Source organism: Shinella sedimenti (assembly GCF_022601905.1).
GTDB lineage: Bacteria > Pseudomonadota > Alphaproteobacteria > Rhizobiales > Rhizobiaceae > Shinella > Shinella sedimenti.
Genome location: NZ_JAKVIN010000007.1, coordinates 249494 through 262325, shown reverse-complemented (window position 1 = coordinate 262325; position 12832 = coordinate 249494). Strand labels below are relative to the sequence as shown.

Sequence of the window (12832 nt, the reverse complement as noted above, 5' to 3'; positions counted from 1 at the left end):
CAACGACAGAGAGGAACAGACATGAAATCGAAATGGATCACCACGACGGCAATAGCCGCGGTCGCCGCCCTGGCCTTCGCCAATGGAGCATCCGCCGCGGGCGAACTCAACATCTACAACTGGGGTGACTATACGAGCCCTGAACTGATCAAGAAGTTCGAGAAGGAGTTCGACGTCAAGGTCACCGTGACCGACTACGATTCGAACGACACGGCGCTCGCTAAGGTCCGCGCCGGCGGCCACGGCTTCGACATCGTCGTTCCCTCGGCCAACTACGTGCAGATCTGGGTCAAGGAAGGTCTCATCGAAGAAGTTCGGCCCGACCAGATGGAGAACTTCAAGAATGTCGATCCGCGCTGGGTGGACGTTCCCTGGGATCCGGGTCGTCACTACACCGTTCCGTGGCAGTGGGGCCTGACGGGCATCGGCGTCAACACCGCAGTCTACAAGGGTGATATCAACACGTCCGCCATCTTCCTCGATCCGCCGCCGGAACTGGTTGGTAAGATCAATGTCGCGCCGGAAATGAACGATGTGCTCTTCGCCACGATCAAGTATTTTGGCGGCGACTGGTGCACCACTGACAAGGAAGTGTTGCGCAAGGTCCGCGACAAGCTTGTGGAAGCCAAGACGAAGTGGCTCGCCATGGATTACAGCGTCACCGAGAAGCTGCCGTCCGGCGACTATGCCGGCGTCTACTACTGGAACGGCGCCATCATGCGTTCGCGCCTGAAGAACCCCGATGTCAAGATGGGCTATCCGAAGGAGGGCTTCCCCTACTTCATGGACAGCGCAGCACTCCTCAAGGACGCGAAGAACCCGGAAAACGCCAAGCTGTTCATGAACTTCATCATGGACCCGGAGAACGCCGCGATGATTTCGGCCTTCGCGAAATATGCCAACGGCATAAAGGGTTCGGACCAGTTCCTGCCGGAAGAAATGAAGACTGCGCCGGAACTGGTCGTTCCGCCGGAATACGAGAAGGCCGGCGAGTTCCTGCTGAGCTGCGAGCCGGAGACGCAGCAGCTTTACACGCGGATCTGGACTGAACTGCAGAAGTAACGCGTCGCATGTAACAAGGACAGCCTGATGCGGGAGGGCGTAGACGCCTTCCCGCTGACTGGCGGCATTCTCATGATCAAGACCTTCAAGGAAACGCACGGCTTTGCCCGTGCCGATGTCACGCTCGCCAACTGGCGAACGGCTCCCTACAGCCGCTGGACGTTCCAGAACGTGCGCGATTTCGTGCCGACCTCCGTCATTGCGGCTGAGTTGGTGAGCGCGGAGCAGCCGCTTGCCAGCGATGCCTTCCTCGATGCCGCGATGGATACCGGCCTTGCGGGGGCGGCCACCGCACGCGCCTTCCTCGACTTTGCCCATACCGACGCATTCGTCCTGATGCGCCGAGGTGAGATCGTCGCGGAATATTATGCACCGCACGCCGACCCCAACGCGCCGCACCTTGTCTTCTCGATTTCGAAGTCGCTGACGGCCGTCGTCTCCGGTATCCTTGAAGCCGAGGGTATGCTCGACCCGGACCGTCCCGTTACGGACTACCTGCCCGAGGCAAAGGGCAGCGTCTACGGTGACTGCACCTATCGCGACGTGCTGGACATGCGCGTGAGCCTCGATTTCGAGGAAGCCTATCTCGATCCCTATGGCGCTTTCGCACGCTATCGCCGCGCCATGCTGTGGAACCCGCCGATGCCGGATGTGGAGCCGGAGACGCTGGCCTCGTTCCTGCTGACGCTTCAGAAGGCCGAACGGCCGCATGGCGGACCGTTCTACTACGCCTCGCCCAATGCCGACCTGCTCGGCGTCATCATCGAACGGGCGACAGGCGCCCGCTTTGCCGACCTGACTTCCGATCTGCTGTGGAAGCCGATGGGCGCAAGGAACAACGCCGAGGTCACGGTGGATGCCATCGGCACGCCGCGCACCGCCGGCGGCGTTTCCATAACAGCGCGCGATCTGGCGCGGCTTGGCGAATTGCTGCGAAACCACGGCGTTCGCAATGGCCGCCAGGTTATCCCGGAAGGCTGGATCCGCGATATGCAGGACAACGGCGACCGGGAGGCCTGGCAGCAGGGCCACAATGTCGATCTGCCGAACGGTCGCTACCGCAGCCAGTGGTATCAGTCTGGCGAGGCCGACGGCGCTTTCTGTGCAATCGGCATCCACGGCCAGTGGCTCTATGTCGATCCCAGTACCGAGACCGTCATCGTCAAGCTCTCCTCCCAGCCTGAACCGTTGGGCGACGAGGAGAACCAGGACGTCTTCACCTTCTTCCGCGCGCTTTGCCGCCGGGCAATCTGACCCTTCGAGGAGCATTCCATGCAGGCCGAAGCGAGCTTTATCATCCGCAATGCGCGGGTGCTGACGATGGACGACGCCAATCCGCGCGCGAGCGCTTTGGCGGTCGCCGGCAACCGAATCCTCACGGTCGGCTCGGAAGCCGCGATCGATGCTTTTTCCGGCCCCGACACGCATGTTATCGACGCCAAGGGCGCGACGGTCCTGCCGGGCTTCAACGAAGCGCATATGCATATCTTCGGCGGTGCGGCCGAACTGCGGGAACTCTCGCTTGCCGGCGTGAAGGGCTTCGACGCGCTGGCGAAGGCCTTGCGGGATTATGCCGCCGAATATCCTGACAGGGCGCTGCTGATCGCGCAGCATGCCGACTACACGATCCTGTCCGACGACGAACGCGTGACACGCCATCACCTCGACCGCATCCTGCCGGATCGCGCCGTGCTGATCTTCGCACCGGACCATCACACCGCCTGGGCGAACACAATGGCGCTCAAGGGCGGCGGCATTTTCGAGGGCCGCGATGTCGGTATAGGCAACGAGATCGTCATGGGCGAGGACGGGCTGGCCAACGGCGAGTTGCGCGAAAGCAACGCCATCCGCCCGGTCTCGGCGCTCGGCGAGACGGGCGGTCGAGAGATGCTCGGCGTCGGAACGGGCGGTGATCCAGAGCATGTGACGGAGGAGGAGCGTGCTGGCGATATCGCGATCCTCAAGGAGGGCCTCGCCTATGTCGCATCGCTCGGCATTACCTCGCTGCAGAACATGGACGGCAGCCTTTATCAGCTGGAAATGCTCGACGAGATCGAGAAGACCGTTGGCCTGCCGGTGCGCGTGCGCATGCCCTTCCACATGAAGAATTTCATGCCGCTGTCCGACCTCGAGACGAAGGCCGCCGCCTGGCGGACGCGCTTCGATACGGATCGCCTGCGTTCGAATTTCGTCAAGCTGTTCATGGATGGCGTGACGGAGTCCGGTACGGCCGTTTTCGTCGATGACTATGCGCACCAGCCGGGCTGGAAGGGCGAGCCGCTCTTCACGCAGGAGCAGTTCGACAACATCGCCATCGCCGCCGACAAGCTCGGCCTTCCAGTCGCCGTCCATGCCATCGGCGACGGTGCCGTGCGCATGGTGTTGAACGGATACGAGGCCGCGGTCAAGGCGAACGGCAAGCGCGACAGCCGCAACCGCGTCGAGCACATCGAGGTAATCCATCCTGAGGATATCCCGCGCTTCAAGGAACTGGGCACGGTCGCCTCGATGCAGCCGACGCATCCGCCGGGCAGCGCCGGCCTGCCACTCGAACCGTATATGTCGTATATCGGCGAGGACCGTTGGCCTTATGCCTTCGCCTGGCGCACTCTGGTCGATGCCGGCGCGCCGATCGTGTTTGCCACCGACTGGCCGGTCTCCCCGCTCGATCCGATGCATTCCATCCAGTGCGCCATGTCGCGTACGGTGTGGAAGGAGGGCATGAAGGACGAACGGCTTTCGCTGCACGAGACGCTTGCCGCCTATACGAGGACCGGCGCCTGGGTCGAGTTCATGGAAGACCGAAAGGGCATGCTGAAGAAGGGGTATCTCGCTGATATCGTCGTGCTTTCGGCCGATATCGAGGCGACGGACTTTGCCGCGCTGGCGACGGTGCGGCCGGTGACCACGATCTGCGACGGGCGGATCACCTACCAGGCCTGATGAAGGCCCCGGTTACGCCTGCACGACTGTATCCACGCGGCGGTTTCGCCCGTGGGTTCAAAGAGCATTCGGACGGGGCGCCGGAAGCTGCCTCGAATGAAAGTAGTAAAGTGACACCTTCCGGCGCCCCGTTCGGCGGTTTTTGCCTGCGACTTCGGTCTCTCTGCGATGACGGGGTGCGTGGGAACGGTGGCGCGCCCCTCCGTAGACGGGGTCATGCGCGCCCTCAGACTTACGATGCCGCAGCCACGACTGCCGGTCGGCATCGTCTTCCACTGCGCCGCGCGACAGGGAAACATCCCCCGGACGCCCGCGGCGCATCCGTCCACTTGTGTGCCACACAGGCACGTCCGGTGAAGGCGTTGTCGAAAAGGCGGTCCGACGCCCCTCGCTTGTCCCTTTCCGGAGGGAGACCATTTTCCGCAGACCCGGTGCGTGAAGTCCTGCGTCCTTCCTTCATGCCCCGCGCCGACCCCGCCTCGCCGCAACGCCTTGCGGTGTATCCGAGGGCGGGATGGGAAGATTGTAGGCGCGGTTTTTCAGCGCGGGGATTTCGCGCAGATTTTTCATAGGGAAATCAGAGTGTACCGGGCGATCTGATCCCCTGATACGACCCCGAGGACCGGCCGCCACGCGCTCAGACGGGGCGATCGAGATCCGCCAGATAGGTGTTTTCGGCGCGGGAGGTGTCGTAGTCGGCGGGGCGGATGTCGGCGAAGAGCAGGGCCTCGACTTGCGCCGGGGCTTCGGCAAGCAGCGTGCCATCAGGGGCGGCAATGCGCGACAGGCCTGCATAGGCGAAGAGGCCGTCGCTGTCGCAATGGTTGACATAGGCGACGAAAACCTGGTTCTCGAAAGCCCGTACCTGGATCATATGGCTGGCGATGAAGGTGCCGGAGGCGCCTTGCGGCAGGGCGGTCGGGACGATGACCAGGTCGGCACCGGCCAGCGCGAGACGGCGGACATTCTCGGGGAATTCCACATCATAGCAGATCAGCATGCCGAGCCTGAGACCACCGAGCTCAACGAGAACCGAGGCCGGCGTGGCAGGCTTGAAGGCGGCGCGTTCGTATTCGCCGTAGAGGTGGGACTTGCGATAGACGGCATTTGTACCGATGCCATCAGTGAAGACGGCGCTATTATAGACCGCCGTGCCCTCGCGTTCTGCAAAGCCGGCGATAATGGCGATACCCTTTTCGCGTGCGATGGCGCTGAGGCGGGCGACCGTGTCGCCGGATGCCGGAGACGCAATGTCTGAGAAGGTCGCCTCCCCCGCGCCATAGCCGGTGACGGCGAGTTCGGGCACGACAAGCAGGCTCGCGCCGCCCTTCGCCGCATCGGCGGCGGCCGCCGCGATGCGGGCCAGGTTTGCCTCTATATCGCCGGCGATGGCTTTCATCTGAAGGGCGGCGATGCGCATGCTCTTACTCCTGATCGCGCGACGACATGGCGCCGAGCAGCTTGGGCAGGTCGCCGAAGCGCGCGACGAGGCCGAATATGGTGGCCGCGATGGCGACGAACAGGATCGTGACCGAGGCCATGGTGGGCGTATAGCCGTAGCGCAGGGCGTTGAAGATCTTGATCGGCAACGTCTCCATGGTGAAGCCGACGGTCATATAGGCGACGATATATTCATTGAGCGACAGCACGAAGGCGAAGGCATAGCCGGAGACGAGATAGGGCAGGATCAACGGCAGGACGACGGTGCGGAATACCGTGCGGTCGTCTGCGCCCATTGTCGCGGCGGCTTCGACCAGCGAGCGGTCGATGGACGAGAAGCCGAGCGACAGCGTCACCAGCGGCAGGGTCACGAAGAAGATGGCGTGGCTGATCACGGCCGTGGCCGGCTGACCGTAGAAGCCCGTCGCCGCCCAGAAGGTGAGCAGGCCGAGCGCCGTGATGACCGGCGGCAGGGTGAAGGGTGCAATGCCAAGCAGCTGGAAGATATTGGCCCAGGGCGCATGACGCCGCCAGAGGAACCAGGCCAGCGGCAGCGCAATGAGAAGCGCTACGGCGGCCGATAGCGCCGCCAGCGTGATCGACGCGAACAGCGCGTTGCGCCATTCGACATTGGTGAAGATCTCTGCGTACCAGGCCAAGGAGAAGCCCTTGGGCGGGAAAGCGAGATCCTGCTTCTCGTTGACGGAGACACCCGCGACCACGATGAGCGGCAGGGCCAGGAAGAGGCCTATCAGGCTAAAATAAAGACGCTGAAGAAACACGGTCATGCGGCTTCTCCCTTGCGTCCGGCATAAATGGTGAGGCCGACGAGGCCGAGCGTGACAAGCACAAGGAACACGGCCATGGCAGCGGCGAACGGCATGTTCGACTGGTAGATCGCCTGGTCGGTGATGAGCACGGATAGCGTCCAGTGCTGCGGCCGGCCGAGGATCTGCGGCAACAGATAGCAGCCAAGGGCGAAGATGAAGACCATGATCAGCGTGGCGACGATGGTGTTGCGCAGCGCCGGTACGACGACAGTGAAGAAGGAGCGCACCGGCGAGGCGCCGAGCGTGCGCGCGGCTTCCGTCAGCGTCGGATCAAGCCGCACAAGCGCGGGATAGAGCACGAGCACGGTATAGGGCAGCGCCTGATAGGTCATGGCCGTCAGCACGGCGCCGAAGCTCGGATTGAGCGCCACCGGCTGGTCCATGATGCCGAGCATGACGAAGAGGTTGGTGATGCCGGCTGTGCGCGAAAACAGCGTCGACCAGGCAAAGCCGATGATGACTTCGGAGAGCGAGAGGATCGACAGCAGCGCAACGAGCCAGAGCACCTGCGTGCGGCGCCTGGCGCGCGACAGGAGATAGGTGAAGGGCACGGCGAGCACGACGCAGCAGATGGCCACCGCAATGGCGAGCATCAGCGAGAAGCCGAGCACCTTGCCGAAGAAGAGGCTGAGAAAGCGGGCGTAATTGTCGAAGACGAAATCCGGCGTGTAGAAGCCGGACGGATTGCGCTTGAAGAAGGAGACCGCGATCATTGTCGCGAAGGGTACGACGAAGAAGACGATCAGCATGCCGGCCGGAAAGACGAGCGGGCTGTAATCGGTGAGTTTCTGCGGCGGCTCGCGTCTCATGCCTTCAGCACCACGCAATCATCGGGGTTGAGCGCAATGCCGACGCTCTGCCCGACGGCAACGTCCGGGCGGGCATTGGGCATGGAGACGGCGACGATCTGCTTGCCGGCGGCCTCCACGAAGGTCTCGATCGTGCCCCCGAGATCGCGCACGAAGGTGACGGTGCCCGTGATCGGCGCATTACCGGGTGCGGTGAGATGCACATCCTCCGGGCGCACGGAGATGATGCCTGATGGCAGGCTGTTCGGAATGGTGAGGCCGGGAACCGAGGCGCCCAGAACCTGCGTGCCGGCGCCATCGGCCTTGAAATCGATAAGGTTCGTCATGCCGATGAAATCGGCCACGAAGGTATCGGCCGGGCGGCGGTAGATTTCAACCGGGGGCGCGGCCTGCCGGATCTCGCCGCCATTCATCACGACCACGGTATCGGCCATGGTCATGGCCTCGCGTTGGTCGTGCGTGACGACGATGGTGGTGATGCCGAGGCGCTGCTGGAGCTGGCGCAGCTCGACCTGCATGGCCTCGCGCAGCTTGGCGTCGAGCGCCGAAAGCGGCTCGTCGAGCAGGAAGAGTTTGGGCGAGATGGCGAGCGCGCGGGCGATCGCGACGCGCTGGCGCTGGCCGCCGGAGAGCTTGGCGACCGGGCGGTCGGCGTAGCCGGTCAGGTGGATCATGGCGAGAAGCTCGTCGACGCGTTTCTTCTGTTCTGCCTTGCCGACACCGCGGATGCGCAGCGAGTATGCAATGTTCTCACCGACCGTCAGATGCGGAAAGAGCGCCAGCGACTGGAAGACCATACCGAGGTCGCGCTTGTGGGTGGGGACGTTGGTGATGTCGCGGTCGTCGAGGCGGATGGAGCCGTTTGTGGGAAGGTCCAGCCCGGCGACCATGCGCATCAGCGTGGTCTTGCCGCAGCCCGACGGGCCGAGCAGGCAGACGAAGGTGCCGTGCGGCACCGTCAGCTCGACATTCCTGACGGCGGTAAACGTGCCGAATTCTTTGGTGACGTTCTGGAGGGTCAGTCCGGACATTGGTTCTCCGCTCGGCGCGTTCGGTTCAAGGCACGCGGCCGCCAGCATAGGCTTCACGCTGGCGGCCGGGCAAGGTTTCGATGGATCGGGCGATCAGCCGGCGATCATTTCCGTCCACTTCTGGTTCAGCCAGTCGGACTTGGTCTGGTAGAGGTCGTAGCGCGGAATGATCGGCTCGATGTCGGACGACACGGCGGCGAACTCTTCCGCCGTCAGGTCGAGCAGATCGCGCTTGACGGTCGGCGCGGTGCCGACCTTGCGCGACAAGAGCGCCTGGATCTTCGGCTGGCTCATGTAGTTGATGAAGGTATGGGCTTCCTCGACCTTGGCGGACGCGCGCGACAGCGCCCAGCAGCCCGAATCCATGATGCCACCTTCCTTGGGGAAGGTCGAGCGCACCGGCTGGCCATCGGCCGCGGCGAGGCCCGTAACGTCATGATAATACTGGCCCATGGGGATTTCGCCCGACTTCAGCGACTGTTCGAACTGGGCCTCGTCGCGGTACCACAAGCGCACATTCGGCTTGACTTCGGCGAGTTTTTCGAAGGCTTTGAGAAGACCATCTTCGGTGTCGAGCGCATTGGTACCACCGAAATGGGTCTTGGCCGTCACTTCGAGCAGGAACGAGTTGGAAACGAGCGCCAGCAGACCGAGCTTGTCGGCATTCGCCGGATCCCACAGGGCGTTCCACGACGTCGGCGCTTCCTTGTAGACATCCGTGTTGGTGACGAGCGTAATGTACCAGGCGACGGCACCGATGCCGGCGACACGGCCATCCGGGTATTTGTTGACGAAGTGGTCGATGAGGTTGGAGGAATTCGGGATCTTCGCCATGTCGAGCGGCGCCCAAAGATCGGTAGACTGGCCCTTGAGCATGGCGACCTGCGACATCATCGAGACGTCGGCGGGGGCCTGGCCGGCCTTGGCGGCCTGCTCGAGCTGGACCAGCCATGCCTCGCCGGTCGGCTCGGCGACGGATTCGACGGCGATGCCGGTTTCCTTGGTGAAATCCGCAAAGATGTTCTTGTCGAAGGAATCCTTGAAGTAGCCGCCGTAGACGCCGACCTTCAGCGACTTGTCCTGCGCGCGCAGGACGGCGGGCATGGCCAGCAGCGAAGCACCGGCAACGCCGGCGCCCAGCACCGCGCGGCGGCTGACATTGGTCTTGAGGATGTCACGCATGGTCGTCTTTCTCCTGTTAGGTCGGCCGGTCTGGACCGGCCGGCATGTTCCCGTTGTTGCTATTGTATGTCAGGCTTTCGCCGTCACGGAAGGGCTGAATACCATCAGGCTCAGAATTTCGAACAGCACCTGCGCGCCGGCATGGGCGCTGTTGGTCGTCGCGTCGTATTGCGGTGCTACCTCCACGACGTCGCCGCCGACGAGATTGATACCCTTGAGGCCGCGGATGAGTTCAAGAACCTCACGCGTCGTCAGGCCGCCGATCTCGGGCGTGCCGGTGCCGGGCGCAAAGCTCGGATCCAGGCTGTCGATGTCGAAGGAGAGGTAGGTCGGGCCGTCGCCGACGATCGCCTTCGCCTTCTCGATGATGGCGGGGATGCCGAGGCCGGTCACCTCTTCGGCGTGGATGACGGTCATGCCGGAATCGTAGGAGAATTCCCACAGATATTCCGATGAGCCGCGGATGCCGATCTGGATGGTGCGCTTCGGATCGAGCACACCGTCGAGTACGGCGTTGCGGAACGGGCCGCCGTGGTGGAACTTCGTCTGGTCGAAAAGGCCGCCGGTGTCGCAATGGGCGTCGATATGGATCATGCCGACCGGTTGCTTCTTGCCGACGGCCTTCATGATCGGATGCGTGATCGAGTGGTCGCCGCCGACGGCGAGCGGGATGACTCCGGCATCGACGATCTGGTTGAAGCGCTTCTCGATATCGTCATGGCTGAGTTCGAGGCGGTAGCGGCTCTGGAACGGCACGTCGCCGATATCGGCCACGCGAAGCTCCTGCACCGGCGCGCAATCAAGCACGTGGTTGTAGGGGCCGATCCGCTCTATGGCGCGCATGGCGCGGGGCCCGAAGCGCGAACCTGGACGATTGGTCACGCCGAGATCCATGGGCACGCCGGTAATGGCGACCTGGAGATTGCCGAAATCCGGGGCATCCGCCTCGACGGGCATATAGGGGGCGGAGAGGAAGGTGGGAACGCCGGCATAGGGCGCCAGACGCGTGCCGCTCTTGTTGAAAATCTTGTCCGCGACCTTGCGGAAAGCGGGGTCGAAGATGTCGCCGCCGTGGCTCTCGCCGTATTTAGCCCTGAGCTCGTCGAGCTTCGTGTCGCTCATGATCCTGCCTCACCTGTTGAGATGCGGGCGGTCCGGGGCCGGTACGCGATAGCCTGATAACGTTCCCCGGGGCTTTGCCCTCGTTGACAGCATTATCGCGGCAATCCATATGGAAAATCAATTGACATTGTTGTAGCGGTATTCGTGAGAAAAACTCACATACAGGTTGTCCATGGCTTCGCGCCTTCCGCCTCTCAATCCCCTGCGCGCCTTCGAGGCGACCGCGCGTCGGGGCGCCGTCTCTGCAGCGGCGCGGGAATTGAACGTGACGCATGGCGCGGTGAGCCATCAGATCCGTGCGCTGGAGGAATCGCTTGGGACAACGCTCTTCGAACGCAACGGCAAGCGCCTGAAGCTGACGCCGCAGGGCGCGCTGCTTTTGCCTGCCGTCACCAATGCCTTCAGCGAGATCGCCGCGGCTACCGCGCTGATGAAACAGCCGGAAACACGCGGCGACATCACCATCAGCTGCGTGCCCGCGCTGCTCTCGCTCTGGCTTCTGCCGCGGCTGAACACGTTCACGGACCAGTTTCCCGGCGTGAAGGTGACGCTGATCGCGTCCAACGACCCGCAGCATCTGCGCTCGCTCGATACGGATGTGAGCCTGCTCTATGGCGACGGCAACTGGCCGGACTGTTGGACGCGGCTGTGGTCGAACCTGCGGCTTTTCCCGGTCGCCAGCCCGACGCTCCTCAACAGCCGCCCGCTGCGCTCCGTTCGCGATCTTGCAGACCATGCGCTGTTTCATGGCGATGACGGCCGCGAGTGGAATACGTGGCTGGCCGCGGCCGACGCCATCGACATGCCGCGCGACCGCCAGTATTTCATGAGCGATGCGCGCCTCTCGACGGAGGCGGCGCTCTATGGACAGGGCATCGCGCTGGGCGACAATATTACGGCAAGCAACCTGATCGCCCGCGGCGAGCTTGTCGTGCCCTTCGATCTGTCGGTGCCGGCCAACGACGCCTTCTATGTCGCCTGCCGGCAGGCGCTGCGCCAGTCGCCCATCGTCAAGGTCTTCATCGACTGGCTCTTTGCCGCGCTGGAAGAAACCCTGCCTGAACCGCAGGCCTCCGCCCGCCTGCATCTGCGCGGGCGTGGCGGCCGTAGTGCCGACACGTACCGACCCACAGCCACACCGGCCAAGCGCCTGATACCAACAAGCCCCCCGCGCAAGACGCGCGCCTGAGACCAACGGACACGACCATGCCCCGCTTCAATCCTCTCGTGGAAACCCTCGCCGCCCCGCCGATCCCGTCCGTCTTCGCCTGGGGCGATGCCTATGACGGGCGCGGCGGCACGATGATCGACTTCTCGCAGGCCGTTCCGGGCTATCCGCCCCATCCGGAGATGCTGCGGCTGCTGGGCGAATATGCCGCCTCGCGCGCCTATACCGGCTATGGCCCCATCGAGGGCGAGGCCGTGCTGCGCAAGGCCTATGCCGACCATCTCTCGGAAAGCTACGGCGTGGCACTCACCGCCGGCCACACCCATATCACAGCCGGCTGCAACCAGGCCTTCATCTGCGCCGCCATGGCCGTCGCCGGCGCAGGCGACGCGGTGCTGATGACCGACCCCTATTACTTCAATCAGGAAACCACGCTCGCCATGCTGGGCATAAAGACCCGGTTTGCCGCCTGCGACCCGGCAAACGGTTTCCTGCCAGACCTCGCAGCACTTGCCGCGGGCATCACGCCTGAGGTGCGGGCCATTGCCCTCGTTTCGCCGAACAACCCGACCGGCGCCGTCTATCCGCCCGACATGCTGGGCGCGATCTACGATCTTTGCGTGGCGCGCGGCATCTGGCTGATCCTCGACGAGACCTATCGCGATTTCCTGCCGGCCGGCGCGGGCCGACCGCACGAGCTGTTCGGGCGCGGCGGCTGGGAGGATACGCTGATCGGCCTCTACAGTTTCTCCAAGTCCTTCTGCATTCCCGGCCACCGGCTCGGTGCGATTACGGCGGGCAGCGTCGTGGTGACGCAGGTCGCCAAGATCATGGACAATCTGCAGATCTGCCCGCCGCGCTCGGCGCAGGCGGCCGTCGCCACCGCCATTCCGCTGCTCTCCGATTGGCGCGAGGAGAACCGCCGCGAGATCGCGCGCCGTGTCGAAGCGCTTCTCGCCACCATGGTTGCGGCGCCGGCGTGGCGTGTCGGCGCGGTCGGCGCCTATTTCGCTTTCATCGCGCATCCCTTTTCCGGCACGCCATCGGCAGTGGTGGCGGAGCGACTTGCCAAGGAGGCGGGCATTCTCTGCCTTCCGGGCAGCTATTTTGGACCCGGGCAGGAAGATTACCTGCGTTTCGCCTTTGCCAATGCCGATGTCGAGACGATCGGTAAACTCGGCGCACGACTTGCCAATTTCTCGATAAATGGGGCTTGACCTTCCTACGCGGCAAGGCGTCAGCCTC

11 protein-coding genes are annotated in these 12832 nt (G+C 63.7%); 5 read left to right on the top strand and 6 right to left on the bottom strand.

Going from position 1 to position 12832, the window contains the following annotated elements:
• The first annotated feature begins 21 nt into the window (after positions 1-21).
• Genes MKI86_RS17545 through MKI86_RS17535 form a run of 3 tightly spaced genes read left to right on the top strand, consistent with a single transcriptional unit; the run spans position 22 to position 4005 of the window.
• Complete coding sequence (locus MKI86_RS17545; protein WP_241603341.1) at positions 22-1062, top strand: ABC transporter substrate-binding protein; 1041 nt, start codon at positions 22-24, stop codon at positions 1060-1062.
• A 27-nt stretch (positions 1063-1089) separates the two neighbouring features.
• Positions 1090-2316: a serine hydrolase domain-containing protein gene (locus MKI86_RS17540; protein ID WP_241603339.1), complete on the top strand. Its 1227-nt coding sequence runs from the start codon at positions 1090-1092 to the stop codon at positions 2314-2316.
• An 18-nt stretch (positions 2317-2334) separates the two neighbouring features.
• Positions 2335-4005, top strand: coding sequence for an amidohydrolase (locus MKI86_RS17535; RefSeq protein WP_241603337.1), 1671 nt, complete (start codon positions 2335-2337; stop codon positions 4003-4005).
• A 637-nt stretch (positions 4006-4642) separates the two neighbouring features.
• Here MKI86_RS17535 and MKI86_RS17530 read toward each other — a convergent pair.
• The 6 genes from MKI86_RS17530 to speB form a co-directional block, all read right to left on the bottom strand.
• A complete protein-coding gene (locus MKI86_RS17530; protein ID WP_241603335.1) occupies positions 4643-5425 on the bottom strand; it encodes a carbon-nitrogen hydrolase family protein in 783 nt (260 codons plus the stop codon).
• Between the two features lie 4 nt (positions 5426-5429).
• Complete coding sequence (locus tag MKI86_RS17525; RefSeq protein ID WP_241603333.1) at positions 5430-6233, bottom strand: ABC transporter permease; 804 nt, start codon at positions 6231-6233, stop codon at positions 5430-5432.
• Positions 6230-7084, bottom strand: coding sequence for an ABC transporter permease (locus MKI86_RS17520; protein ID WP_241603330.1), 855 nt, complete (start codon positions 7082-7084; stop codon positions 6230-6232). Before MKI86_RS17520 ends, MKI86_RS17525 begins: the two co-directional genes overlap by 4 nt.
• Complete coding sequence (locus tag MKI86_RS17515) at positions 7081-8115, bottom strand: ABC transporter ATP-binding protein (RefSeq protein ID WP_241603328.1); 1035 nt, start codon at positions 8113-8115, stop codon at positions 7081-7083. Before MKI86_RS17515 ends, MKI86_RS17520 begins: the two co-directional genes overlap by 4 nt.
• Before the next feature lie 93 nt (positions 8116-8208).
• Positions 8209-9297, bottom strand: coding sequence for an ABC transporter substrate-binding protein (locus MKI86_RS17510; protein WP_370880003.1), 1089 nt, complete (start codon positions 9295-9297; stop codon positions 8209-8211).
• 69 nt (positions 9298-9366) lie between these two features.
• The gene (speB, locus tag MKI86_RS17505; RefSeq protein ID WP_241603326.1) at positions 9367-10419 is read right to left on the bottom strand and encodes an agmatinase; all 1053 of its coding nucleotides are present in this window, start codon (positions 10417-10419) and stop codon (positions 9367-9369) included.
• Between the two features lie 172 nt (positions 10420-10591).
• On the opposite strand from speB, the gene MKI86_RS17500 reads away from it, so the two are divergent.
• Complete coding sequence (locus MKI86_RS17500) at positions 10592-11608, top strand: LysR substrate-binding domain-containing protein (RefSeq protein ID WP_241603324.1); 1017 nt, start codon at positions 10592-10594, stop codon at positions 11606-11608.
• Between the two features lie 17 nt (positions 11609-11625).
• Positions 11626-12804 (top strand): aminotransferase, encoded by a 1179-nt coding sequence (locus MKI86_RS17495; protein ID WP_241603322.1) that lies wholly within the window; start codon positions 11626-11628, stop codon positions 12802-12804.
• The last annotated feature ends 28 nt before the right edge of the window (positions 12805-12832 follow it).